This is a genomic window from Leifsonia sp. CL147 (assembly GCF_900114565.1).
Taxonomy (GTDB): domain Bacteria; phylum Actinomycetota; class Actinomycetes; order Actinomycetales; family Microbacteriaceae; genus Leifsonia.
This window is the reverse complement of record NZ_FOTM01000009.1, coordinates 94541-119969: the sequence shown is the minus strand read 5'-3', so window position 1 is coordinate 119969 and position 25429 is coordinate 94541. Positions and strand designations below refer to the sequence as shown.

The 25429-nt window shown below is 70.3% G+C and carries 25 protein-coding genes; 11 read left to right on the top strand and 14 right to left on the bottom strand.

Annotated features, from left to right (window positions below):
- Positions 1–12 precede the first annotated feature (12 nt).
- Both BM287_RS09910 and BM287_RS09905 read right to left on the bottom strand, forming a co-directional pair.
- Complete coding sequence (locus tag BM287_RS09910) at positions 13–528, bottom strand: gluconokinase (RefSeq protein WP_090038731.1); 516 nt, start codon at positions 526–528, stop codon at positions 13–15.
- A complete protein-coding gene (locus BM287_RS09905) occupies positions 525–1946 on the bottom strand; it encodes a GntP family permease (RefSeq protein ID WP_090038733.1) in 1422 nt (473 codons plus the stop codon). The genes BM287_RS09910 and BM287_RS09905 overlap by 4 nt, the downstream gene beginning before the upstream one ends.
- 144 nt (positions 1947–2090) lie before the next feature.
- Between BM287_RS09905 and BM287_RS09900 the strand changes: the two genes are divergently transcribed.
- Positions 2091–2783 carry a FadR/GntR family transcriptional regulator gene (locus BM287_RS09900; protein ID WP_090038735.1) on the top strand — a complete coding sequence of 231 codons (693 nt, stop codon included), beginning with the start codon at positions 2091–2093 and terminating at the stop codon, positions 2781–2783.
- A 96-nt stretch (positions 2784–2879) separates the two neighbouring features.
- Here the strand turns inward: BM287_RS09900 and BM287_RS09895 are convergent, their stop codons facing one another.
- From BM287_RS09895 to BM287_RS09885, 3 genes are all read right to left on the bottom strand, one after another.
- Positions 2880–4265, bottom strand: coding sequence for an MFS transporter (locus BM287_RS09895; RefSeq protein ID WP_090038737.1), 1386 nt, complete (start codon positions 4263–4265; stop codon positions 2880–2882).
- A 126-nt stretch (positions 4266–4391) separates the two neighbouring features.
- Positions 4392–5402, bottom strand: a complete 1011-nt coding sequence (locus BM287_RS09890) for a LacI family DNA-binding transcriptional regulator (protein ID WP_090038739.1) — start codon at positions 5400–5402, stop codon at positions 4392–4394.
- A gap of 58 nt (positions 5403–5460) precedes the next feature.
- Positions 5461–6828 carry an APC family permease gene (locus BM287_RS09885; protein ID WP_244528128.1) on the bottom strand — a complete coding sequence of 456 codons (1368 nt, stop codon included), beginning with the start codon at positions 6826–6828 and terminating at the stop codon, positions 5461–5463.
- A 175-nt stretch (positions 6829–7003) separates the two neighbouring features.
- On the opposite strand from BM287_RS09885, the gene BM287_RS09880 reads away from it, so the two are divergent.
- The 3 genes from BM287_RS09880 to BM287_RS09875 all read left to right on the top strand — a co-directional run bounded on the left by BM287_RS09880 (position 7004) and on the right by BM287_RS09875 (position 9119).
- A complete protein-coding gene (locus BM287_RS09880; RefSeq protein ID WP_090038743.1) occupies positions 7004–8590 on the top strand; it encodes a Na+/H+ antiporter in 1587 nt (528 codons plus the stop codon).
- Positions 8591–8667: 77 nt separating this feature from the next.
- Positions 8668–8832: a hypothetical protein gene (locus BM287_RS17830; protein WP_170857501.1), complete on the top strand. Its 165-nt coding sequence runs from the start codon at positions 8668–8670 to the stop codon at positions 8830–8832.
- 80 nt (positions 8833–8912) lie between these two features.
- Positions 8913–9119, top strand: coding sequence for a hypothetical protein (locus tag BM287_RS09875; protein WP_090038745.1), 207 nt, complete (start codon positions 8913–8915; stop codon positions 9117–9119).
- 57 nt (positions 9120–9176) lie between these two features.
- On the opposite strand, the gene BM287_RS09870 is transcribed toward BM287_RS09875, so the two are convergent.
- A complete protein-coding gene (locus BM287_RS09870; RefSeq protein ID WP_090038747.1) occupies positions 9177–9446 on the bottom strand; it encodes a hypothetical protein in 270 nt (89 codons plus the stop codon).
- Positions 9447–9507: 61 nt separating this feature from the next.
- Entirely contained in the window at positions 9508–10620 is a 1113-nt protein-coding gene (locus BM287_RS09865) for a glutamate--cysteine ligase (protein ID WP_244528126.1), read from the bottom strand.
- Between the two features lie 222 nt (positions 10621–10842).
- On the opposite strand from BM287_RS09865, the gene BM287_RS09860 reads away from it, so the two are divergent.
- Positions 10843–11094 (top strand): hypothetical protein, encoded by a 252-nt coding sequence (locus BM287_RS09860; RefSeq protein ID WP_090038749.1) that lies wholly within the window; start codon positions 10843–10845, stop codon positions 11092–11094.
- Positions 11095–11171: 77 nt separating this feature from the next.
- Here the strand turns inward: BM287_RS09860 and BM287_RS09855 are convergent, their stop codons facing one another.
- Positions 11172–12317: a cystathionine gamma-synthase gene (locus tag BM287_RS09855; protein WP_090038751.1), complete on the bottom strand. Its 1146-nt coding sequence runs from the start codon at positions 12315–12317 to the stop codon at positions 11172–11174.
- Between the two features lie 25 nt (positions 12318–12342).
- Complete coding sequence (locus BM287_RS09850) at positions 12343–13707, bottom strand: cystathionine beta-synthase (protein ID WP_090038753.1); 1365 nt, start codon at positions 13705–13707, stop codon at positions 12343–12345.
- 63 nt (positions 13708–13770) lie between these two features.
- Between BM287_RS09850 and BM287_RS09845 the strand changes: the two genes are divergently transcribed.
- The gene (locus BM287_RS09845; RefSeq protein ID WP_090038755.1) at positions 13771–14442 is read left to right on the top strand and encodes a metal-dependent transcriptional regulator; all 672 of its coding nucleotides are present in this window, start codon (positions 13771–13773) and stop codon (positions 14440–14442) included.
- A gap of 92 nt (positions 14443–14534) precedes the next feature.
- Here BM287_RS09845 and BM287_RS09840 read toward each other — a convergent pair whose 3' ends face one another.
- Together BM287_RS09840 and BM287_RS09835 are read right to left on the bottom strand one after the other, a co-directional pair.
- Positions 14535–15779, bottom strand: coding sequence for an Nramp family divalent metal transporter (locus tag BM287_RS09840; protein WP_090038759.1), 1245 nt, complete (start codon positions 15777–15779; stop codon positions 14535–14537).
- Positions 15780–15863: 84 nt separating this feature from the next.
- Positions 15864–17756: an ABC transporter ATP-binding protein gene (locus BM287_RS09835; protein ID WP_090038761.1), complete on the bottom strand. Its 1893-nt coding sequence runs from the start codon at positions 17754–17756 to the stop codon at positions 15864–15866.
- A gap of 154 nt (positions 17757–17910) precedes the next feature.
- Here BM287_RS09835 and BM287_RS09830 point away from each other — a divergent pair, with 154 nt between their 5' ends.
- The 5 genes from BM287_RS09830 (at position 17911) to BM287_RS09810 (ending at position 22499) form a co-directional block, all read left to right on the top strand.
- Entirely contained in the window at positions 17911–19194 is a 1284-nt protein-coding gene (locus tag BM287_RS09830) for an ABC transporter substrate-binding protein (RefSeq protein WP_090038763.1), read from the top strand.
- An 86-nt stretch (positions 19195–19280) separates the two neighbouring features.
- Positions 19281–20321, top strand: a complete 1041-nt coding sequence (locus BM287_RS09825) for a carbohydrate ABC transporter permease (protein WP_090038765.1) — start codon at positions 19281–19283, stop codon at positions 20319–20321.
- Positions 20321–21235 (top strand): carbohydrate ABC transporter permease, encoded by a 915-nt coding sequence (locus BM287_RS09820; protein WP_090038767.1) that lies wholly within the window; start codon positions 20321–20323, stop codon positions 21233–21235. The genes BM287_RS09825 and BM287_RS09820 overlap by 1 nt, the downstream gene beginning before the upstream one ends.
- A gap of 4 nt (positions 21236–21239) precedes the next feature.
- Entirely contained in the window at positions 21240–21476 is a 237-nt protein-coding gene (locus BM287_RS09815; RefSeq protein WP_090038769.1) for a hypothetical protein, read from the top strand.
- A 15-nt stretch (positions 21477–21491) separates the two neighbouring features.
- The gene (locus BM287_RS09810) at positions 21492–22499 is read left to right on the top strand and encodes a LacI family DNA-binding transcriptional regulator (RefSeq protein WP_090038771.1); all 1008 of its coding nucleotides are present in this window, start codon (positions 21492–21494) and stop codon (positions 22497–22499) included.
- A gap of 222 nt (positions 22500–22721) precedes the next feature.
- Here BM287_RS09810 and BM287_RS09805 read toward each other — a convergent pair whose 3' ends face one another.
- From BM287_RS09805 to BM287_RS09795, 3 genes are all read right to left on the bottom strand, one after another.
- Positions 22722–23960, bottom strand: a complete 1239-nt coding sequence (locus BM287_RS09805) for an MFS transporter (RefSeq protein ID WP_090038773.1) — start codon at positions 23958–23960, stop codon at positions 22722–22724.
- Positions 23961–24035: 75 nt separating this feature from the next.
- The gene (locus BM287_RS09800) at positions 24036–24500 is read right to left on the bottom strand and encodes a MarR family winged helix-turn-helix transcriptional regulator (RefSeq protein WP_090038775.1); all 465 of its coding nucleotides are present in this window, start codon (positions 24498–24500) and stop codon (positions 24036–24038) included.
- Between the two features lie 80 nt (positions 24501–24580).
- A complete protein-coding gene (locus tag BM287_RS09795) occupies positions 24581–25378 on the bottom strand; it encodes an SDR family oxidoreductase (protein WP_090038777.1) in 798 nt (265 codons plus the stop codon).
- Positions 25379–25429 lie beyond the last annotated feature (51 nt).

Here is a 25429-nt window from a genome sequence, read left to right as displayed (position 1 = left end):
TCGCGGGATGCGTCAGGCGGCTCGCGCGGAGAGTCCCAGGGCCGAGAGGGCCCGGTCGGCGAGCGCGGACGGAGACGCATCGATGGTCAGTGCGATGTGGCGTTCGTCTGCGGCCGGCGGCTCCAGCGTGGCGAGCTGCGAGCGCAGCATCCCCGCCTTCATGAAGTGGTGCTCCCGCGACGCGAGGCGACCGGCCAGGAGTTCCGGACTCCCGGTCAGGTGGACGAAGACCACCTCGTCGCGGCGCAGGACGTCCCGGTAGCGCCGGGCCAGCGCGGAGCACGCGACCACGACCGAACGTCCCGCCGTGAGGCGTTCGTCCATCCAGGAGGCGATGGCGGCCAGCCAGGGCGCGCGGTCGTCGTCGGTGAGCGGGACGCCGGCCCGCATCCGTTCGACGTTCGCCGTCGGGTGCAGGGCGTCGCCCTCCAGCAGCTCCCAGCCGAGTCGTTCGGCGAGGAGGGCTGCGACGGTGGACTTGCCGCACCCCGCGACGCCCATCACGACGAGCGCGCGCCCGCGGGTCACCCGAGACCGCCGACGAAGAGACTCAGCACCAGCACTCCGGCCAGTCCGACGAGAGACACCAGGCACTCGAGCACTGTCCAGCTCTTCAGGGTCTGCGGGATGGTGAGCCCCAGATACTCCTTCACGAGCCAGAACCCGGCGTCGTTGACGTGCGAGAGGAAGACCGATCCCGCACCGATGGCGAGCACCATGAGCGAGACCATCGGCGTCGAGAGGTGAGCCGTCAGCGGCAGCAGGATGCCCGCCGCGGTGACCGTCGCCACGGTGGCGGATCCGGTGGCCACGCGGATGAGCGCGGCGACCGTCCACGCGAGCAGCAGCACGAGGATCCCGCTGGCCCCCGTCGCCCAGCCCGCGATGACCTGTCCGATACCGGTGTCGACCAGCACCTGCTTGAATCCGCCGCCCGCGCCGACGATGAGGAGGATTCCCGCGATGGGCGGGAGGGAGGCGCCGAACGTGGTCTGCAGGGCCTTGCGATCCATCCCACCGCCCAGGCCGAGCAACAGGATGCCGGCGAGCACCGCGACCGTCAGCGCGATGACCGGCGTCCCGACGAAGTCGAGGACGACCTTCCAGGCCGGCGCGGCGGTCGGCGACGCGATGTCGGCGACGGCCTTGCCGAGCATCAGTACGACGGGCAGCAGGATGCTGAAGAGCGCCGCCCCGAAGGACGGACGCTTGCGACTGCCGTCCTCCCCCTCGTCCGGGACGAACAGGTCGGGCACACCGGCCGGTACCCACTTCGCGGCCAGGTTGCTGAACAACGGACCGGCGATGGCGATGGTCGGGATGGCGACGAGGACGCCGAAGGCGAGGGTGAGGCCGAGGTTGGCGCCGAGCGCCGCGATGGCGACCAGCGGGCCGGGGTGCGGAGGCACCAGGCCGTGCATGGCCGAGAGACCGGCGATCGCCGGGAGGGCGATGCGCATGAGCGGTAGCCCGGAGCGGCGGGTCACCAGGATGATCACGGGGATGAGCAGCACGAGCCCGACCTCGAAGAACATCGGCAGGCCGATGATCGCGCCGACCGCGCCCATCGTCCAGGGCAGGAACCGCACGCCGGTGCGCGAGACGAGCGTGTCGACGATGCGGTCGGCGCCGCCCGAGTCGGCGAGCAGCTTGCCGTACATGGCCCCGAGGGCGACGAGGATGCCGACGCTGCCCATGGTGGCGCCGAAGCCGGTGATGAAGCTGCCGACGGCCGCATCCGCCGCCATTCCCGCGGCGAGGCCGGCCACGAGCGAGCCGAGCAGCAGGGACAGGAACGGATGGAGCTTGAGCCAGATGATGAGGACCACGATCACGGCGATGCCCGCGAGGGCGGCGATGATGAGCTGGCCCTCGGAGCCGGTGGGGTGGGGCGCAGGCGCTGGTGCCGCTGCTGCGGCCAGGTGCGTGAGTGTCGCTGAAGTCATGAACGTCCTCGGTCGTGATTGCGGATGGGGCACGAACACTCTAGGAATAAATCCGATTTGTGTCCAATCTATGACGGTAACGACGTATATAACTGCGTTACGTGCCGTTTTGACCGGATGACACGCCAGGCCCGATAATGAAGCGTGACCCAGCCAACGACCGGCTCCCTGCACGAGCAGGCCATCGCGTCGCTGGGCGCGCGAATCGTCACCGGCCACATCCCCGTCGGTACGGTGCTCACACCGGAAAGCGTCGGTATCTCCCGCACGGTGCTCCGCGAGTGCATCCGGGTTCTCGAGTCGCTCGGGCTCGTTCAGGCGCGACGACGCCGCGGCACCGTCGTGCTGCCGGCCGCCGATTGGCAGGCGCTCGACCCCCGCGTCCTCGCCTGGCGGCTCGCCGGCCCTGATCGCCTGACCACTCTCAGCGATCTCAGCGAGCTGCGCCTCGCAGTGGAGCCTGTCGCCGCGCGGCTGGCGAGCACCCGGGCGACCCCCGACCAATGCGGCGCTCTGACCGCGGCCATCGTCGGGATGTCGGCGACCCAGCGCTCCGCCGACCACGACGAGTACCTCGCCCACGACCGGGACTTCCATCGCATCCTGCTCGAGGCATCCGGCAATCCGCTGTTCGCGGCGCTGAGCGGTGCGGTCGCCGAGGCTCTCAGCGGCCGGACCACGCACGCGCTGATGCCCCACACGGCGAACCCGGAGGCGATCCGTCTCCACGAGGACGTCGCCGCCGCCGTTCGCCGAGGCGACGCGGTCGCTGCCGAGAACGGGATGCGCGCGATCGTCGAGGAGGCCGACGCCGCCGTTCAGCGCCCCGCCCGCTGATCCGCACCCTCGCCCCACCGTCGAGTACACAAAGATTGCACGGCCGCCCGGCGTGTCGCGTGCAATCTTTGTGTACTCGACGGTGGGGCGGGGGCGTCAGGGGCGGAGGCGCGGGGCGAAGAGCCAGGCCAGGGCGCAGAGGACGGCGGTCACGGTGAACGCGCCGGCGAAGGGCCAGCCACCGGGGAGGGCGCGCAGGGCGGCGAAGACGATCGCGGTCGCGGCGAGCGCGACAGCCGAACCGGTGGAGTCAGCGATCGTCAGGGCGGAGCTGTTGAAGCCCTGGTCGGCCGGCGTGGAGTATTCGAGCGTCAGCACCCCGAGACGCGGATACAGGATGCCCATTCCACCGCCGGAGAAGGCCCAGCCGACCACCACGATGAAGGGGTTCAGGTGCCAGACGGCCGTCGCGATGAGGGAGGCGAGGGCGATCGTGAGGCCGAGCGCACCGAGCCGGGCCGCGACGACATGGGCGATACGCGGGAACCGCCCCTGCACCCATGAGGCCGCCGACCAGGTGAGCCCTGCGGCGGTCAAGGCCAGCCCGGCGACGGCGGCGGAGAGCCCGTACTGGGACACCATGAGCAGAGGGACATACACCTCCGTCGCGAAGAACGTGGCGGCGATGATCCCGCGCATGAGGATGACGCTCGGGAGGCCGCGACGGGCCAGCAGCGTCCCCTTCGGGACGAGCGGCCGGAGGGCGATGACGGCGACGATCGCAGCGAGCGGGGGCACGATCCACAGCACCGGCCCAGTGGATTCCGCGGCCAGTGTCAGCGCGAGCACCGCGACAGCGAGCAGCACGGCCCAGACCAACCGTGCCGCACGGAACGGCGCCCGCTCGCCCGCCCGGAGCACCCGTCGCATCACGGGCACCACCATCAGCATGGCGAGTGCGGCCAGCGCCACCACCCCGAGGAACACCCAGCGCCAGCCGACCGTCTCGCTGAGAACGCCGGCGACGAACGGGCCGATCAGCGACGGGATCACCCAGGCCGCCGCGAAGCCGGCGAAGATCCGTGGATGCAGCGCCGGCGGATACACGCGCGCGACGATGACGTAGAGCACGACCGTGAGGGCGCCGCCGCCCAGTCCGTGGACGAGCCGCCCGGCGACGAACACCCACATCGTCGGCGCTGTTCCGGCGATGGAGAGTCCCGCCGCGAACAGCACCACAGAGGCGATGAGAGCCGTCCGCGGGTTGCCGCGGTCCGCCCAGGCACCCGCCGACACCATCCCGACCACGCCGACCGCCAAGGGGCCGGCGAACGCGAAGGCGTAGAGCGCGGCGCCGTCGAGCTCTCGGCTGACCATCGGCATGATCGTGGTGACCGCGAGCGCCTCGAACGCTGCGAGCGTGATCAGCAGGCACATCCCGATGCTCGTCCAGCGGAACTGCGGGCTCAGCACACCCCCGGCGCTGGCGGTCTCCGGTGGGACGGAGGCCACCGGCGCCGAATCGAGGTCGCGTGAGCTCACGGGCACCAGCCTAGGACGGCGCGCCGACAGCGGAAGTCCCCGCTCGGATCACCGCTCGGATCCCCACTCGGATCCCCGCTCGCGTCCCGCCAGGCGTCCTCCGCGGACCCCGTCCCGGATCCTCGCTCAGACCGGCGCAGCGGTGGATGAGCGCACGATCAGGTCCGGCTGCAGACTGACCGCCGTCGGTTCGGTCCCGCCCTCGATCTCGGCGACGATGCTCTCGATGCTGCGTCGTCCCAGCTCGGTGAAGTCCTGACGGACGGTCGTCAGCGGCGGCCAGAAGTGCGCGGCCTCCGGGATGTCGTCGAAGCCGACCACGCTCAGGTCCCCGGGGATGCGCCGTCCGGCCTCATGCGCCGCGTGGTAGAGCCCGAGCGCCATCTGATCGTTGGAGGTGAAGACCGCCGTGACCGCCGGGTCCGCCAGCACGCGCAGGCCGACGCGGTAGCCGGATTCCGCCGTCCAGTCGCCTGCCACCGCCGGTTCCGGCGCCAGTCCGGCCTCCGCCAGCTCCACCCGGTAACCGTGGACGCGCGCCTGAGCCTCGAACCACTCCAGTGGCCCCGAGATGTGGGCGATCCTCCCGTGGCCGAGCTCGATGAGATGGCGCGTCGCCGTGCGTGCACCGGCGACCTGGTCGACGGTGAGCTCCCGCTGCACCGTCGACGGACCGCCCTGCAGCGTCACGTACGGCACAGTGAGGCCCGCCGTCTGGAGCTGGTCGAGCACGACCTCCTGCGGGGCGATCACCACGATGCCCTCGACCGACTGCGCCAGCAGATGGTCGAGTCCCGCCGCGATGGAGCCGGGGCTCAGGTCGGCCAGTTGGGCGACGGCGATGTAGTAGCCGGCCGCTCGGCCCGCATCCTGGATCGCGTTGATGCTGGAGACCGGCCCGTACAGCGCCGCGGCCGACGTCGCGAGGACGCCGATGGTCCGGGAGCGGGCGGTGACGAGGGCGCGTGCGGCACGGTTGGGCCGGTAGTGCAGCTGGCTCATCGCATCCAGCACACGCTGCCGGGTGGCCTCGCGGATGCTCGGATGCTCGTTGATGACCCGCGACACGGTCTGGTGCGAGACACCGGCGAGGGCCGCGACGTCACGCATGCTGGCCGCACGCTGGTGCTCCGTCACAGCATCCCCTCCCTGCCGGGGCCGGCCGTCAGCCGATCACCGGCGCCCCCGGGACCCATTATCCGGGATCGGGAGCCGTGGATGCCGCCCCTCGGGGCTGGGCATCGGGCCGCGGACGCCGCCGCGCCAGCACCCCGACGGCCAGGGCGATGACCGCGACGCCCGCCGGAAACACGAGATGCCATCCCGCGAGCAGGAGCAACCCTGCCGCGAGCACACACGAGAGGAGCGCCATCCACCATCCCACCGAACGGGCCGGGAGCAGCCGAAGGGCGGAGGCGACGCCCAAGCCGTACACGGCCGCGGCGATGCTCGTGTGCACCAGGATGAACGGCTGCAGGTCGCCGTTCGCCAGCACCACGGCCGAGTACAGCGCCATCACGACGGCCGAGAGCAGCAGGCCGCGCCGGGCGACGGCACCGTTCTCCACTCCCCGCCCGAACCAGGCGGGCAGGTCGCCATCCCGGCCCATGGCGGCGCCCAACTTGCTGAAGGCGGCGAGGTAGGCGTTGAAGACGCCGGTGACGACGATCGCCGCGATGACGGCGACCACCACCCCGCCTCCCGAGCCGGTCGCCACCTCGACGAGGTCGAGCAGCGGGACGGCGCTCGACGCCGCATGGTCGCCCAGCACCACCACGGTGACGGTCTGGATGGCGAGGTACGCCACCGAGACGATGACCAGCGCGAGCGCGGTGGCGCGCGGGATGTCCCGGCGGGGATTGCGGAACTCGCCGCCGATGCCCGCCACCGCCTCCCACCCGGCGAACGCCCAGATGTAGAGGCTCATCGCCAGGCCGACCCCGCCCCAGCCGTGCGGCAGCGGCGGCTGCAGGTTGGCGGCCTGCGAGTGCGGCGCGGCCGCTGCCAGGACGAAGACGAGCACGGCGACCAGCGCGCCGGAGAGGACCAGCTGGACGGAGGCGGCGAACCGCACCCCGAACGCCGTGACGACGATCGGGATCACCATCAGCCCGACGGCGATCAGGGTGGTGCTCGTTGTGCCGCCTCCCACGACCGCCACGACGTAGCGCGCGGTCATCAGCGCGGCGATCGGAGCCCCGATCGGCGTGCCGAAGAAGAACCAGTAGCTGATGATCCGGGCGGCCCCCGGCCCGAAGGCCCGCCGCGCGAACGTCGCCACTCCTCCCGCATCGGGATGCCGCCGGGCGAGAGCCGCGAACGTCGCCGCGAGCGGAATGGAGATGAGCGCGAGCGCAGCGACGGCGAGGATCGCCCCGGGCCCGGCAGCAGCGGCGGCGAGCGCCGGCAGCACGAGGATGCCGGTGCCGAGCACCGCTGCGATGTAGAGCGCGGTGCCTCCCGCCACCCCGAGATGCCCGTGCGGCGCGGCCGGCACCTGCGGGTCCGGAAGGGCCGCTTCACCCCCGCCGGCTCGCGTGGGGGATGGCCTGCGCTCCGTCATCCCCCCATCATGTCGCGGACCTCCGACATCGGTGCAGGCGAGCCGCATCCGCAGCGCTTCGTGCTGCTCCGCCGCGTACCGCGCTGCTCCGCAGCGCGCCGCATCCCGGCCATTCCCCCGGCCAAGGGTTCCCGCCTCCGTCCCCCCGCGGGAGGATGGCCCGGAAGGAGGCCCCGTGCTCGGACTCGAACTCGTCGTCGTGATCGGCGTGACCACCCTGGTGTCGAAGCTGATCGCCCGGAAGACCGGGATCGCGCAGCCGCTCCTCCTCGTCGGCATCGGCGTCCTCATCGGGCTGGTGCCGCTGTTCCGCGACATCCAGCTCGCCCCCGAGGTGGTGCTGTTCCTGTTCCTTCCCGCGATCCTGTACTGGGAGAGCCTGACCACGTCGCTGCGCGAGATCCGCAGCAATCTCCGCGGCATCGTCCTGATGAGCACCGGGCTGGTGGTGGTCACGGCCGCCGCCGTGGCGGTGCTCGCACATGCGATGGGGCTGCCGTGGGGCGCCGCCTGGACCTTGGGCGCCGCGATCGCGCCGACGGATGCCACTGCCGTCACATCGTTCACGCGCTCGCTCCCCCGCCGCAACGTGACGATCCTGCGCGCGGAGAGCCTGGTGAACGACGGGACGGCGCTGGTGCTGTGGTCGCTCGCCGTCGGGTTCACCGTCGGGGACACCGACGTCAGCCCCGGCGTCGTCTCCCTCACGCTGGTCGTCGCCTACGTGGGCGCCGCCCTGGTCGGTGCGCTGATCGCGTGGCTCGCCCTGCTCGCCCGCCGCCGCCTGCGGGACGCCATCACGCAGAACATCGCCATGCTGCTCACGCCGTTCGTCGCCTACCTGCTGGCCGAGCTCATCCACGCATCCGGCGTTCTCGCGGTCGTCGTCGCCGGCCTGATCATCAGCCAGTCGGGTCCGCGGACCGGGGTCGCGGAGGGCCGCAGGCAGTCCGATGCGTTCTGGACGTTCGCGACCTTCCTGCTCAACGCGAGCCTGTTCGTCCTCGTCGGCATCGAACTGCCGCGCGCCACCTCCGAGCTCGCGCAGAGCGACCTCGGGATGGGCATCGCGGCCATCGCCGCCGTGACGGGCGTCATCGTGGCGGTCCGCTTCGCCTACCTCTTCGCGACGGTCTACCTGATCCGGCTCCTCGACCGCCGGCCGCAGCAGCGCGAGCGGCGGATGAGCGACCGGGCGCGGGTGGTCAGCGGTCTGGCCGGCATGCGCGGCGCCGTGTCGCTGGCCGCGGCGCTGGCGGTTCCCGCAACGCTGATGAACGGCTCCCCTTTCCCCGGACGCGACTTCATCGTGTTCGTCACCGCGGGCGTCATCGTCACGACCCTGGTGTTCCAGGGGCTGCTCCTGCCGGCGGTCGTGCGCTGGGCGCATCTCCCCTCCGACGACTCGGTCGGGCACGAGCTGCACCTGGCCGAGACCAGCGCGACCCGGGCCGCGCTCGACGAGCTGCCCGGTCTCGCCCGCCGGCTGAGGGTCGACCGGACGATCAGCGAGCGCATCCAGGGCGAGTTCGAGGAGCACCTCGAACTGCTGGAGGTGGAGGAGGAGTCCCGGGACGCCGAGGAGGTCGCGGAGCGCAGCAGGCAGGACACGGAGCTCCGGCTCGCACTGCTGCAGCGGAAACGGGAGGAGGTGACCCGGCTGCGCGATCGCGGCGAGATCGACGACATCGTGCTGCGGGATGTGCAGCGGCGGCTGGATGTGGAGGAGGTGCGGCTGACGGGTCAGGAGCCGGGCGAATGAGCGCCGTCCCGAGCCCTTCCCCCCGGGCGGCCACCCGTCTACCATCGCGCTCAGAGCATCCGGAGAGGGGTCACACCATGAGCGACGCCAAGGAGCACTGGCTGGAAACTCCGTCGGGCGAGCCGATCGACACCGACGCGATCGCCGAGGACGGCGGCGACGAGGAGCCCTACGACGCCGACGGCCTGGTCGAGCCGGAGCACGACGAGTTCGACCCGATGCAGGACGACAGCGGCAACTGATCCCCGCCATCTCTTGTCCCCCGCTCGTGTACCCCGGTAGGGTCGAGGTCAGACAGGCCGCACAAGGGGAGGGGTGCAGCGTGACGACCTTCGAATCACCGACCGGGAACGTACCGAAACCGGGACAGGACGTGCACCTGGTGCGCTGGATCCGCTCGGCCGACGGATGGACCAGCGAGACCCTGCTGTGCACCTATCGCGGCTGCACGCGGGACCAGTGGCTGGTGGATTCGCACGGCGAGCAGGTGGTGCTCGCCCGCGACGAGTGGTCCGAGTTCGCTTTCTGAGCGCCGAGATGGATGCGCGGCCGCGCATCCAGGAACCTCCCGGGCCTCAGAGCCGCCTCAGAGCCCCGCCTGCCCTGCCAGCACCTCGACGGCCACCCGCCAGTCCCGCGCGGGGATGCCCTCGCCCACGTCCTCGTCGCCGGGAAGCCGCGCGACGAAGGCAGGCCACAGCTCGCCCGTGGTGTGCACCTCCTCGATCAGCCCGAGGTACTCGCCCCCGTAATACACCTCCCAGGCAGCCGTCGCGGTCGGGCTGTACATGAGCGTCAACGGCAGCGACCCATAGGTGTAGACGGCGTGCTGGTGGGCGAGCTCCTTCTCCGTCATGACCGCAGAATAGGCGCGATCCCGGGCGCGCGGAAGGGCGCTCGGGACGGTCGGAACCGCGTCACGCGACGACCTGGTCGTCGTCCTCCGCCTGGTCGTGCGTCGCCGCCACGGCGAGCGCGATCACATCGCGCATCCTGCCCCGTCGCTGGTACGCCGCGCGCTGTCGCCCCGCCCCTCCCCCGGTCGCATGGATGCGCGCGAGACCCGTGCGCACGAGCATCAGGTCGCTGTTCGCCTCGAGGGCTGCGGACGTGTGCGCGAGCAGCGCATCCACCGCCTCGACGGCGGAGCCCTCGCGCCAGGTGACGGGATGCGGGAGCGCGCCGGCCACTCCGGTGAGGGCGGCCTGCCATTCGGCGAGGCGCAGGGCGGCGGAGGGCACGGGGGCAGGCTCCACGCCGGCGTGCCACTCCGCCACGGCCGTGTCCACGAGCCCCCGGACGAGGGCCGCGATGACGACCGCGTCGCGTGCGTCGAGGCACACGTCCGCGACGCGCACCTCGACCGTCGGCTGCTTGTGCGACACGCGCGCGTCGAGGTACAGCATCCCGGTGTCGAGGATGACGCCCGTGTCGACGAGGAAGCGCTCGAAACGGTCGTACGCCTCCACCGAGCCGAACACGTCGGTCGGGCCCGCGCTCTGCCATTGGTGCCACGCCGCGAAGCGGTAGCTCGCGTGGCCGGTGTCCGCTCCCCCGAAGAACGGCGAGTTCGCGCTCAGCGCGAGCAGGGTCGGGAGCCACGTGCGGATGCGGTCCAGCACGGCGACGCCCTCCTCGCGGGACTCGATGCCGACGTGGACGTGGTAGCCGCACACCAGCGTCCCCCGGGCGGTGAGCCCGTACCGTTCGATCATCTTGGCGTAGCGCGGGTCCTCGGTCACGTGGGGACGCAGCCGCATCGGCGACATCGCCACGGCGATCGCCCGGGCGCCGTGGCGCCGCGACAGCCCGTCCGCCAGTTCGCGGCCGCCGACGATGTCGAGGAGGAGGTCGCCGGCGGTGAGGAAGGGACGCGTCTGGGTCTCGATCATCTCCTGCTGGAACTCGGCACTCACCGACGGCCCGCCGACGCCCGGTGGCGCGTCGGCGAGGAGCGACGGCGCTACTGCCGCCGCCATCCCGCGCGCATCCACCAGGAGGAGCTCCTCCTCCACTCCGAACGTCCTCACCACTCCACTATCGGCGACCGATCACGCTCGGACAATACCCGTTTGCCGTGAAGGAACTGCCGGCGTGATGGGATCGTTCCCACGCGGGTCTGTTGCGGCGTAGAGGGGTCATTCCTGTGGTTTTCGTCATATACCATTTGCCGGACGCCGGATCGTGCCCTATAACTGACCGAGCGACGCAACAAATCGTCGTTACCGATGGGCGCGACACGAGGAGCCGGCATGTGGGACACGAAGGCGCGGATCCCGTTCGAGCCGTCGCTGCTGACCGAGCGCAGCACCCCGGCGGAGCGCGCGCGACTGCTGTCGCTCATCGTCGAGCGCCCGGGCATCGCGGTCGAGGAGCTGCACGGGATGCGGATCCCGGGACTCTTCGCCGCCCTGCGGTCGCTCCATCGCGCGGGTCTCATCCGGACCGATCCGGCGCAGCCGCGCTTCTTCGAGCGGGCGACGCGGATCTACCCCGCCGCCTGATCCGGCCCTCCCGCCGTCCGCTCAGCCGACGGTGAGCGTGGACGACGGTGAGCGTGGCCGACGGTGAGCGTGGGCGACTACCGGCCGAGCGCCTGCTCCACATCGGCGAGCAGGTCGTCCACGTCCTCGATGCCGACCGAGAGCCGGACGATGTCGTCCGGCACTTCGAGAGCCGTCCCACGCACCGAGGCGTGAGTCATCTCCGAGGGATAGCCGATCAGCGACTCCACGCCGCCGAGCGATTCGGCCAGCTGGAAGACCCGGGTCGACTCCGCGAACCGGCGCGCCGCCGCCGCCCCGCCCGAGACAGCGACGGAGAGCATCCCGCCGAATCCGCTCATCTGACGTGCGGCCAGGTCGTGGCCCGGGTGGTCCGGCAGGCCGGGGTAGTACACCGCCTCGATGCCGTCATGGCCGACCAGGGCCTCCGCGATCGCCTGCGCGTTCGCGCTGTGCCGGCGCAGGCGGACGTCGAGCGTCTTGATCCCGCGCACGGTGAGCCACGCATCCATAGGGGAGGACACCGCGCCCGCCGCGAACTGGAGGAACTTCGCCTTCTCGGCGAGCTCCTCCCCGGCGAAGACGAGCGCTCCGCCGATCACGTCGGAGTGACCTCCGAGGTACTTCGTGGTCGAATGCACCACCACGTCCGCCCCGAACGACAGCGGCTGCTGCAACGCCGGGGAGGCGAAGGTGTTGTCCACGACGACGATCGCGCCGGCGGCGTGGCCGAGCTCCGCCAGGGCCGCGATGTCGCTGATCTTCATGAGCGGATTGCTCGGGGTCTCGATCCACAGCATCCGGGTGCCGTCGCTCGCCAGCGCCTCGCGCACGGCGTCCAGGTCGGCGAGGTCGACGGTGGTGTTGCGAATGCCCCAGTCGCCGTGGATGCGCTCGATCAGCCGGTGGGTCCCCCCGTAGGCGTCGTTGCCGAGCACGATGTGATCGCCGGGGCGCAGCGCGGCGCGCAGCAGCGCATCCTCGGCAGCGAGCCCGGACGCGAAGGAGAGGGCCCGGGCGCCGCCCTCCAGCGACGCGAGCAGCGTCTCGAGCGAAGTCCGCGTCGGGTTGCCCGAGCGGCCGTACTCGTAGCCGCCGCGAAGACCTCCGATGCCGTCCTGCACGAAGGTCGACGTCTGGTAGATGGGCGGGATGATCGCGCCCGTGGTCGGGTCGAACTCCTGACCATCGTGGATGGCGCGTGTGGCAAAGCCGTGTGTCATTGTCGTCCTTCTCCGAAGGTGTCGTTCAGTCGCTGAAGTAGTTGAGCAGGTCCTGCCGGGTGAGCACCGCGACGGGCTTGCCGCCGTCCGTCACCAGGAGGGCGCTCGTGGTGGCCAAGGCAGCCCGGGCAGCGGTCACGGACTCGTTGACGCCGATGAGCGGAAGCGGTTCGCCGAGGTGCTGGCCCACGCTGTCGCTCATCTCGGCGTGCCCGCTGAACACCGCATCCACCAGCGACCGCTCGTCGAGCGCGCCGGCGACCTCGCCCATGACGACCGGCGGCTCCGCCGTCAGCACCACGAGCTGGGACACCCCGTAGGTGTTCATGGTCTGGATCGCGTCGCGCACGGTCTCGGCCGGGTGCGTGTGCACCAGGTCGGGCAGCGCCCCCTTCTTCTTCGCGAGGACGTCGTGCACCGTGGACTCGTCCGGCACCTCGCTGAATCCGTAGGACTGCATCCACCGGTCGTTGAAGATCTTCGCCAGGTAGCCGCGGCCGCCGTCCGGGAGGATGACGACGACGATGTCGTCCGGGCCGAGATCCTTCGCCGCCCGCAGCGCCGCGGCGACCGCCATGCCGCTGGAGCCTCCCACGAGGATGCCCTCCTCGCGCGCGAGACGCCTCGTCATCCGGAACGCATCGGCGTCGCTCACGGCGATCACCTCGTCCACGACGGTCGGGTCGTAGGCGCCCGGCCAGAAGTCCTCGCCGACGCCCTCGACCAGGTACGGGCGGCCGGTTCCGCCGGAGTACACGGACCCCTCCGGGTCGGCCCCGACGATGCGGACGCGGCCCTCGGAGACCTCCTTGAGGTACCGTCCGGTGCCCGTGATGGTTCCGCCCGTGCCGACACCGGCGACGAGATGCGTGATCCGGCCGTCCGTGTCGCGCCAGATCTCGGGGCCCGTCGTCTCGTAGTGGCTGCGGGGGCCGTTCGGGTTGAAGTACTGGTTGGGCTTGAACGCGCCGGGGATCTCGGCGGCCAGCCGGTCCGAGACCGAGTAATAGGAGTCGGGATGCTCGGGCGGCACCGACGTCGGCGTCACCACCACCTCCGCTCCGTAGGCGGTGAGGACGTTGATCTTGTCCTCCCCCACCTTGTCGGGGAGGACGAACACGCACCGGTAGCCGCGCTGCTGCGCGACCAGTGCGAGTCCGACTCCGGTGTTGCCGCTCGTCGGTTCCACGATGGTGCCGCCGGGCTTCAACAGCCCGTCCTGCTCCGCAGCGTCGATGATGCGGGAGGCGATGCGGTCCTTCGACGAACCTCCGGGGTTCAGGTACTCGAGTTTGACGAGAACAGTCGCCGCGATCCCGTCGGTCAGCCTGTTGAGCTTCACGAGCGGGGTGTCGCCGACCAAGTCGATGATGGTCTGTGCGTACTTCACCCGACCACGGTAACAGCGACCGCGCTTCGGGACGACCGTGTGACCGGGCCCTACAATCGCCTCATGCCCGTGTCCGACCTGTCGTCCGTCGCGCAGGACTACCTGAAGATCATCTGGTCGGCGACGGAATGGTCGGATCAGCCGGTCACGGTGAAGCAGCTCGCCGAGCGGATGGGCGTCCGCGCGGCGACCGTCTCCGACGGCATCCGCCGCCTGGCCGAGCAGGGCCTCGTCGCGCACGAGCGGTACGGCGGGGTGGGGCTGACGGAGGCGGGGCGCGCTCACGCGGTCGCCATGGTGCGCAGGCACCGCCTGATCGAGACGTTCCTGGTCGAGGAGCTCGGCTACGGCTGGGACGAGGTGCACGACGAGGCCGAGGTTCTGGAGCACGCGGTCTCCGACCAGCTCGTCGAGCGGATGGATCGGCGCCTCGGGTTCCCGGCGCGCGATCCGCACGGCGACCCCATCCCGACGGCGGACGGCACGCCGCGCCGCCCCGATGCCGTGCCGCTCCTCGGCGCACCGCCCGGAGTCGCGGTGGTCGTGGTGCGCATCTCGGATTCCGACCCGGCCGTGCTGCGCTACCTCGCCGAGCGCGGAGTCGGCCTCGACGCCGTACTGCAGGTGGATGCGCGCAGCGCGCCCGCCGACGACCTCGCCCTGCGACTCGGCGACCGGTCCGTCACCCTCCCTCCGTCCGCCGCCTCGGCCGTCTGGGTCGCCTCCCGCCCCTGAGCCGCTCCCGCCCCACCATCGAGTCCACGAAGACTGCACGCTTCGACGGTGTTTTGCGTGCAGTCTTTGTGGACTCGATGGTGGGGGTCGGGTCAGGGGGAGGCGAGCGTGAGGATGACGAGGGCGAGGTTGAGGGCGACGACGAGCGCGGCGACGCATCCGCCGAGGAGGCGCACCCACAGCGGGTCGGCGGCGGCGCCCATGACGGCGCGCGAAGCGGTGAGACGCAGCAGCGGGATCATGGCGAACGGGATGCCCAGGCTCAGGAACACCTGCGACAGCACCAGCGCCCAGGTCGGGTCGACGCCGAGCGCGAGGACGATGACCGCCGGGATGAGCGTCACGACCCGCCGGGTGAGCAGCGGCACGCGCATCTTCAGCAGCCCGCCCATGATCGTGGCTCCTGCGTAGCTGCCGACGGAGGCCGAGGCGAGGCCGGAGGCGAGGAGCCCGACCGCGAAGACGACGCCGACCGCCGGACCGAGCTCCGCGGCGATCGCGTTGTGCGCTCCCTCGATGGTGTCCGTCCCGGCGACGCCGCGGAGCGACGAGGCGGCCACGAGGAGCATGGCGATGTTGACCGCACCCGCGATGACCAGGGCGAGCACCACATCCACCCGGGTCGCGCGGAGCAGCGTGCGGAGGCGGCCTGGGTCGCCCGCCACCCCGTGCCGATCGCGCGCCAGGGCCGAGTGCAGATAGATCGCGTGCGGCATCACGGTGGCCCCCAGCATGCTCGTCGCGAGCAGCACCGTCGGGACACCGTCGAAGCGCGGGACCACGCCCGCTGCGGCAGCGCGCCAGTCGACCGGGCTGACGAACAGCCCGGCGAGGTAGCCCACCGCGATGACCGCCAGCAGGCCGAGGATCACCGCCTCGAACGGACGCTGTCCGCCGCGCGACTGGATGGCGAGGATGCCGATCGCGACGATCCCGACGATGACCCCGCCGGTCGGCAGCGGGAGGCCGAACAGCAGGTTGAGCGCGATCGCGCCGCCGATCACCTCCGCGATGTCGGTCGCCGCGGCCACCAGCTCCGCCTGCGCCCAGTACGCGCGGCGGGCGCCTGTCCCCAGCCGCTCCCCCAGCAGTTCGGGGAGGCTGCGCCCGGTGACGATCCCGAGTTTCGCCGACTGGTACTGCACGAACACGGCGATGGCGTTGGCGGCGACGAGAACCCAGACCAGCAGGTAGCCGTAGCGCGCCCCGGCCGTCAGGTTCGCTGCGACGTTGCCCGGGTCGACGTAGGCGATGGCCGCGACGAAGGCCGGCCCGAGGAGCAGCACCAGCCGTGTCGGCGCACGACGGACGGTGCGCTGATCGACATCGACGCTCATCCGTCCTCCCGCACCGAAAGTTAGCCCAGTCTAACTCTCCCGCTCCCGAATGCGGGAGACCAGCAGACGAGGAGACGAGCGGACTCACTCCTCGAGCAGGGCGCTCTCGGTCTGCTCCCGGTACAGCCGCGAGTACACCCCGCCGGCGTCGAGCAGCTCGCGGTGCGTGCCCCGCTCCACCACCTGCCCGTGGTCGATCACGAAGATGACGTCGGCCGAGACGATCGTCGAGAGCCTGTGGGCGATCGCGATGGTGGTGCGGCCGCTGGAGGCGGTGTCCAGCGCCTGCTGCACGACCCGCTCCGAGATGGTGTCGAGGGCGCTCGTCGCCTCGTCGAGGATCAGCACCTCCGGATCCTTCAGCAGCACCCGGGCGATCGCGATCCGCTGCTTCTCGCCGCCCGAGAGCCGGTAGCCGCGCTCCCCCACGATGGTCTCGTATCCGTCCGGGAAGCTGACGATCGTCTCGTGGATGTTCGCCCGCTTGGCCGCATCCTCCAGCTGCTGCTGGGTCGCATCGGGGCGCGCGTACCGGAGGTTCTCGGCGATGGTCGCGTGGAACAGGTACGTCTCCTGGCTGACCACGCCGATGTGCGACACGAGCGATTCCTGCTGCAGGTCGCGCAGGTCCGCATCGCCGAACCGGATGCGGCCGCTCGTGACGTCGTAGAACCGCGGGATGAGGTACGAGACGGTCGTCTTCCCGGCGCCGCTGGGGCCGACGAACGCCGCGAACTCGCCGGCCCGGATGTCGAACGACACGTCGTCCAGCGTGTTGCGCTCGCCCGGCCGGGCGTCGGGATACCGGAACACGACATGGTCGAACTCGATGCGCCCGAGGTGCCGGGACGGATCGACCGGCACGGCGTCCGGCCGGTCAGAGATGGCGGGCCGCAGATCGAGGTACTCGAAGATCCGGGCGAACAGCGCGCTGGAGGTCTGCAAGTCCAGCGACACCCGCATGAGCGCGAGCAGGGGGAAGAGCAGCCGCGCCTGCACCGTCGTGAACGCGACGATGGTGCCGGCCGAGATGTCGTGCGCGCCGCCGAGGATGAGCCAGCCCGAGGTCAGGTACACGATCGCCGGGATGGAGGACAGGAAGATGTTCACCATCGCGAAGAACCACTGCCCGCTCATCGCCTGCGAGACCTGCAGGCGGATCTGGTTGTCGTTCTCGCCGGAGTACCGCTCGACCTCCGCAGCCTGACGGTTGAAGCTCTTCGAGAGCAGGATGCCCGAGACGCTCAGCGTCTCCTGCGTGATCGCGGTCATGTCCGACAGCGACTCCTGGGTCTTCGTCGCGATGCGGGCACGCACCTGCCCGACGCGGCGCTGCGCGATGACGAGGATGGGCATCAGCACGACAGCGACGATGGTCAGCTGCCAGTTCAGCAGCAGCATCGCCACCAGCGCGGCGATCACCGTCACGGTGTTGCCCAGGATGCTCGACATCGTGTTGGTGAGGACGTTCGCGACACCGCCGACGTCGTTCTGCAGCCGGGACTGGATGATGCCGGTCTTGGTGCGCGTGAAGAAGCTGAGCTCCATCGACTGCAGATGCGAGAACAGGCGCACCCGGAGAGCACCCATGACCTTGTTGCCGACCGACGCGGTCAGGTAGGTCTGCCAGAGGCCGAGGAGGGCTGAGGCGAGGAACACCACGAGCATCAGCACCACGATCTCGACGAGCACCGGCAGGTCGGGCCTGCCGTCGCCCGGGAACAGCCCGTCGTCGAAGGCGCGCTGCGTCAGCAGCGGCGGGACCACGGTCAGGGCCGCCCCCGCGAGCACCAGAACCATGGTGACGACGATGGCCATCCGGTGGGGTGCGAAGAGCTCCAGGATGCGCCCGAAGAGGTTCGGGATCCGCGGCGCCTCGGCGTTCAGCGCGCGCTGCGCGGCCCGGTCTCCTCCGCTGATACGCCCGCGTCCGCCACCGCCGCCACCGGCCGCAGCCATGCCGCGCATCCCACTCATGGACTCAGCGTAGCCCTCGCGCGGGGGCCGGCCGACGTGACGGAACCGTGATGCAAGCGCTTGACGCAAACGCTTGCAGAACGCGAGAGCGTGGGGGTACGGTGACCAGCGGGCGCACATCTGCGTCCGCACCAAGAGCTCAACGAGGAGTGAAATGAAAGCAGCACGTCTCTCCGTGATCGCCGGTGTGGCCCTCGTCGGTCTCACGCTGGCCGGATGTACCGGTGGCGGTGGATCGGGAAGCGGCGGCGGCGACGCCGGCGCCAACACCGACAGCAAGGGTCCGATCACCTACGTGCAGGGCAAGGACAACTCGAATGTGGTCCGACCCCTCATCGCGAAGTGGAACGCAGCCCACCCCAGCGAGAAGGTCACCTTCAAGGAGCAGACCGACCAGGCCGACCAGCAGCACGACGACCTGGTGCAGCACTTCCAGGCGAAGGACCCGAACTACGACGTCGTGGACGTGGACGTGGTGTGGACCGGTGAGTTCGCCGCCAAAGGCTGGCTCCAGCCGCTGACCGGAACGTTCAAGATGGACAACTCCGCTCTGCTCGCCCCGACCGTCAAGTCGGGCACGTACAACGGCACGCAGTACGCGGCGCCGCAGACCTCGGACGGCGGCATCCTGTACTACCGCAAGGATCTGGTGCCGACCCCGCCGAAGACGTGGGACGAGATGCTGAAGGACTGCGACATCGCCAAGGCGAAGGGCATCGGCTGCTACGCCGGTCAGTTCGCCCAGTACGAGGGCCTGACGGTGAACGTCGCCGAGGCGATCAACACCAACGGCGGCACGATCGTCGGCTCCGACGGCAAGAAGGTCACCGTCGACAGCAGCGAAGCCAAGGCGGGTCTCTCGCGGCTGGTGGACGGCTTCAAGAACGGGCAGATCCCGGCGGAGGCGATCACCTACCAGGAGGAGCAGGGCCGGATCGCGTTCGAGGCCGGCAAGCTGCTGTTCCTGCGCAACTGGCCGTACGTGTACAACCTGGCCAAGACGGATGGCTCGTCGGTCGTGAAGGACACCTTCGGGATCGCGCCGCTGCCGGGCATCAGCGCGGACAAGCCGGGCGTCTCGAGCCTGGGCGGTCACAACGCGGCGATCAGCGTGTACTCCAAGCACAAGGCGACGGCGTTCGCGTTCCTGAAGTTCCTGCAGACCGAGGAGACGCAGAAGTTCTTCGTGACGCAGGGCTCGCTCGCCCCGGTGGTGTCGTCGCTGTACGACGACGCTTCGCTGAACAGCAAGCTGCCGTACCTGACCACGCTGAAGACGTCGATCGAGAACGCGGTCCCGCGTCCGGTCTCGCCCTTCTACCCGGCCATCACCAAGGCCGTGCAGGACAACGCCTACGCAGCGCTCAAGGGTGACAAGACGGTCGACCAGGCCCTGAAGGACATGGCGTCGGCGATCAGCACCGCCAGCGCCGGTTGATCGCGGCCTGAATCCCGGTAGCCGGGCGGCGGGAGCTTCCCCGCCGCCCGGCCCCTCACCTTCCGACAGAGCTTCCGGAGGCACACATGTCAACGTCGAACGTCGTCGCCCCCTCATCCACCAGGACAGGCACGAACGGCCGACCGCCGCTGCGTGCGGGCGCCAAACGCCAGCGTGCCCAGCAGAGCCGCTGGGCCCTCTATCTCATCCTCCCGACCCTGATCCTTCTGGCCGTGGTCATCGGCTACCCGGTCGTCTCGGCGATCGTGATGTCCTTCCAGAAGGACGCCGGTCTCGATCCGGCGACCGGCCTGTTCGTGCAGGGCGGATTCGCCGGCTTCCAGAACTACGCCCACTGGCTGTTCCAGCAGTGCATGGGACCCAACGGCAGCACGATCTCCTGCCCGCCCGGCAACCTCGGGTCGGGCTTCTGGAACGCGGTCTTCGTCACCTTCTTCTTCACGGTGACGACGGTCATCCTGGAGACCGGCCTCGGCCTCTGGTTCGCGCTGATCATGAACCGTGCGTTCCGCGGACGCGGTTTCGTCCGCGCCGCGATCCTGATCCCCTGGGCCATCCCAACCGCCGTGACCGCGAAGCTGTGGTTCTTCATCTTCTCGTTCGCCGGCGTCGCCAACGCCATCCTCTCCACCCACATCCTGTGGACCTCCGACGAGTGGGCGTCCCGGTTCGCGGTGATCATCGCCGACACCTGGAAGACCACGCCGTTCATGGCGCTGCTGATCCTCGCGGGACTCCAGATCATCCCCGAGGACGTGTACGAGGCCGCCAAGGTCGACGGCGCCTCCACCTGGCAGCGGTTCTGGCGGGTGACCATGCCGTTGCTGAAACCGGCGCTGATGGTCGCCATCCTGTTCCGCGTGCTCGACGCGCTCCGCATCTACGACCTGCCGCAGATCCTCACCGGCGGTGGAGGCGGAACCGGGCATGCCACGACCACCCTGTCCATCCTGGTGGTCGATCAGATCAGGCAGGGCTTCAACAGCGCGGCCGCACTGTCCACCATCACGTTCATCATCATCTTCCTGATCGCGTTCATCTTCGTCCGGATCCTCGGGACGAACGTGGTCCGAACGCAGGAGACGCAACAGAAGGGGGCGAAGTGATGACCACCGTCGCCGGGCCGGCAACGGCCACCGCCGAGGCGGGCGCGCTGCCCCGCACGCGCAACCGCAACCGCTCGCACTCCCGGATCCGCAACGCCGGCATCCGCACGGGCGTGCAGGCGATCGTGATCGTGCTCTGGTGCCTGCTGCCGTTCTACTGGATGATCGTGACGTCGTTCCGCGACGTCGGCTACACGAACGACAACACGCCGTGGTTCACGCACGTCACCTGGGACAACTACGTCACGGCCCTCTCCACCAACCTGGGCAACCATCTGGGCCAGGCGCTGCTGAACTCGCTGTTCATCGGCGTCTGCGTGACCGTCATCTCGCTCGTGGTCGGCATCTTCGCCTCCTACGCGCTCGCCCGGCTCGACTTCCGTTTCAAGGGGATCGTGCTCGGCGTCATCCTGGCCGCCTCGATGTTCCCGGGCGTCGCGCTCATCACGCCGCTGTTCCAGCTGTTCACGAACATGGGCTGGATGGGGACCTACCAGGCGCTGATCATCCCGGAGATCTCCTTCGCCCTGCCGCTGACGGTGTACACGCTGAACTCGTTCTTCCGCGAGATGCCGTGGGACCTGGAAGAGGCAGCGCGGATCGACGGCTGCACCCAGGCGCAGGCGTTCCGGAAGATCATCCTGCCGCTGGCGGCCCCGGCCGTGTTCACGACGGCGATCCTGGCGTTCATCTCCTCGTGGAACGAGTTCCTGATCTCCAGCCAGCTCTCCAGCGACGCGACGCAGCCCGTGACGGTGGCGATCGCCTCCTTCACCGGCAGCCAGCCGCACCAGGAGCCCTACACCGCGATCATGGCGGCGGGCACCATCGTCACGGTGCCGCTGATCATCCTGGTGCTGATCTTCCAGCGCCGCATCGTCGCGGGCCTCACGGCCGGCGGAGTGAAGGGCTGATCGGATGCGCTGGAGCGACCCGCGGGAGACGACCGATGTGGGCATCGGCTTCGTCGGGTTCTTCGCGTTCGCGTTCCTCGTCATCACCATCGTCTGCGAGCTGACCGGGCAACCGGCGCTCGGATGGGCGATCACCCTGCTGGTTCTCGTCCTCGCCCTCGTCGGTCTCCTGCAGCTGCGCCGCCGCATCCTGGCGCAGCGGGAGGCCGACGAGGAGCGCCGCGCGCACCAGGACTCCTGAAGCAGGAGGCGCATCGTGGCAGGTATCGAGGAGGTCGCGCGCGCGACCGGTGTCTCGACGGCCACCGTCTCGCGGGCACTGCGCGGGCTGCCGAACGTGTCCGACAAGACCCGGGCTGCGGTTCGACGGGCCGCCGACGAGCTCGGCTACGTGGCGTCCTCGAGTGCATCGGGGCTGGCCAGCGGACGGACCCTGGCGATGGGGGTCGTCGTCCCGTCGGTCAGCCGCTGGTTCTACACGCAGGTGCTGGAGGGGGTGGATTCGGAGCTCCGGGCGGCGAGCTACGACATGATCCTGTTCAATCTGGGCGGCCACCGCGGCGACCGGGAGCGGGTGTTCCACCGCAGCATCCTGCGGAAGCGGACGGATGCTCTGCTGGCGCTCTGCCTCGACTTCACGACCGAGGAGCGGGAGCAGCTCGCGTCGCTCGGGCATCCGACGATCGTCGTCGGCGGTCCGGTGAAGGGGCTGCGCAGCGTGGGCATCGACGAGAAGTCCACCGCCTACACCGCGACGTCCCACCTGATCTCGCTCGGCCACACCGCCATCGCCCACCTCGGCGGCGAGGACGAGGAGGGACTGAACAGCCAGGTGCCGATCGGCCGGCTGCACGGTTTCCGGGATGCGATGCGCGACGCCGGACTTCCGGTGCAGCCGGACTGGCTCATCCGGGGCGGGTTCTCCCTGCCGGAGAGCCGGGCGGCGATGAACCGGCTGCTGGACCGGCCGGGGCCGCGCCCCACGGCGATCTTCGCCGGCTCCGACGAGATGGCGTTCGGAGCCATCCTGGCGGCGGGCGATCGCGGCCTCCGGGTGCCGGAGGACCTCTCGGTCATCGGGATCGACGACCACGACTACGCCGCCGGCTTCGGGCTCACCACCATGGCGCAGGATCCGTTCGAGCAGGGCGCGACGGCCGCGCGCATCCTTTTGGACGAGCTGGGCGGGGCCGAACCGCGCACCCACTCGGTGAGCTCCCCGGTGAGCCTGGTGGTCCGGTCATCCACGGCACCCCCGCGCTGATGCGCCGATCCGTGCCGCCCGTCTGAAAGAATGACTATGCGACATCCGGCCGGGCGCGCCTTTCGGGTAGGCACGAGCGGCAGATGGGGTCGCCCGTCGGGCTTTCGGGGCCCGTAGTGACGGGAAGAGCCGCCCTGGCTAGGACAGGGCGGCTCTTCGCATTCCCGGGGATCGATCGCCGGCTCGCCACGACTCCGCCGCGGTCCGGCCCGGCCGTCGCCGTCAGTCGGCGTCGGCCAGGGCGAGCACTTCGGCCTCCTGCTCCCTCGTCTCGTGCGGCGCATCCACTCGCTTGAGGTGCTTGTTCCCGATCACGATGAGGGTGACCGCCACGAGCACCGAGATGCAGCCGGCATAGAACGGCATGGACCGGCTCACCGTGTCCGCCAGCAGGGTGGCCGCCGGCGGAGCCATCGCGCCGCCGAGGAACCGGACGCCCGAGTAGGCGCTCGAGGCGACCGAGCGCGGCAGGTCGGTGGCCTCCATGACGCACTCCGTCAGCACCGTGTTCAGGATGCCGAGCAAGAGGCCGCCGACGATGACGCAGACGATGAGAGCGGGGAGCGATCCGACGAACAGCCCCGCGGCGAGCAGGTCGAGGGCGAGGAGCGGCATCACCAGCCAGAGCACGCGCGTCCGCGGCAGCCGGGAGGTGAGGAGCGGCGCGACCCAGACCGAGGTCACGGCGAGCGCCACGCCCCAGCCGAAGAAGATGAGGCCCAGCGTGATCGCATCCTCGACGCCCAGCGGCACCAGAGCGAACGGCGTGTACGCGAGCAGCACGAAGAAGCCGATGTTGTAGAACAGGGCGGCGGCGGCGAGGAAGCCGAGGGCCGGCTTGGCCAGCGCACGGAACGGCGCCGACAGGGAGGTCGGCCGCGGCTTCTCGGGGTTCTTCTTCAGCAGCAGGACGATCGCGATGAAGCCGATCGCCATGAGCGTCGCGGTGCCGAAGAACGGACCGCGCCAGCTCCAGCTCCCGAGCAGTCCTCCGAGCAGCGGACCGATGGCGATGCCGAGGCCGAGTGCCGCCTCATAGAGGATGATCGCCGCGGACGTTCCGCCCGAGGCCGCACCGACGATGGTCGCCAGCGCAGTGGAGATGAACAGCGCGTTGCCGAGGCCCCAGCCCGCACGGAAGCCGATGATGGTCGCGACGTTCTGCGAGAGGCCGGCAGCGAGCGCGAACACCACGATGAGCGCGAGACCGATCAGGAGGGTCTTCTTCGCGCCGATCCGGCTCGAGATCCAGCTGGTGAAGAACATCGCGGCGCCGGTGATCAGCAGATAGCTCGTGAAGAGCATCTCCGTCTGGGTGGGGGTCGCCTGCAGACTCTTGGCGATGGCGGGCAGGATCGGATCGACCAGTCCGATGCCCATGAAGGCGATGACGGACGCGAACGCGACGGCCCAGACGGCGGTCGGCTGTTTCAGGATGCTGGTGGGACTCTCGTGCGACATGAAGGGGTGACGACTCCTCGGTTGGTTCCAGTGGAAGGTGGATGGGGTGGATCGGGCGGGACGGGCGGGATGGGCTCAGCGGCGGCCGGCGACGGCAGCGGAGGCAGCGGTCGACAGGTCGGCTCGTGAGCGGATGATCTCGACGGTGGTCCGCATCGCGGCCACCTCGTCCTCGCGGAGGTCGGCGAACATCGGCACGAGGGCCGACGCGAGCTCGGTGCGCCACGCCTGCAGCGCGTCCGCTCCCCGATCGGTGATCGCGATCTGCCAGGCGCGGGCGTCGTCCGTGTCGGCGATGCGCTTCACCCACTCCGCCTCCACGAGGTTCCGGACGAGCTTGGTCATCGTGGGCTGGGCGACGCGACTCTGGGTGGCGAGCTCGCCGAGGCGCACGGGGCCGGAAGTCTGCAGCACGCTGAGAGTCCGCCACGTGGCGGGCGACTCGGTGCTGCCGGTCACCTGCGCGGCGAGCCGGGTGAGACGGTGAGCGGCGACGACGAGGTCGCCGATGATCTGGCGGAGTTCGGGGGTCTCGGGCATGAGAACGATTATATATAGCTAGTCTATATAAATCAATTCCGAGAGGCCCCGGCCCGGGGCGAAGTCGGTTCGGACCTCCCTCACCCTCTCGCGGCGGCCCTCCCCGCCGTCACTGCGGACTCGGCGAGCTCGCCGACGAAGTCGCTCCAGGTGCGCCGCCCGCGCTGTGCGGAAGCATCGGCAAGGTTGGCCCCCGCCCGGTACGCCCGTCCCACGGCGCCCGGCACCGGGATGCGAAGGAGGGGCCGATGACGCCCGCTGTAGCTCTCGACCAACTCGCCGAGCTCCAGGACCTCCGGGCCCGCGAGATCCGGGACGCGGCCGGCCGGCGTGCCGAGAGCGATCTCCGCAAGGCGTTCAGCGACCTCCTCCCGGTGCACCGGCTCGAACCGCAGGCCTGTCGGTGCCGGCGTCACGGGGAGGCGAGCGAGCCCACCGACCATCGGCAGGAGGAACTCGTGCAGCTGCGCGGCCGCGAGGATGCTCCACGGTACGCCCGACTCCGCGACCTGCCGCTCGGACTCCGCCTTCGCCCGGAAGTAGCCGATCGGCATCCGGCCCGCGCCGATCACCGAGATGAGAATGAGGTGCCGCGTCCCCGCTTCGCGCGCCGCCCGCGCGATGTTGGCCGCGGCCCGGTCGTCGCCCTTCTGGCTCCCGGCGAGGTGCAGGACGGTCTCTGCACCCGCGAGCGCAGCCACCAGCCCGCGATCCTCCACGGTGTCGGCCACGACGTGCGTGATGCCCTGGTCGTCGGGAGCGACGGCGGGCTCATGGCGGCTCACGATCCGGACGTTCCTGCCGGCCGCCCGCAGCAGCGGGACAACACTGCGCCCGATCCGGCCCGTCCCTCCGGTCACCACGATCGTGTCTTCCATGGTCGTCCTCCTGTCGTCGTGTCACACAAGCCGGCTCCGGCCCGTCGATAT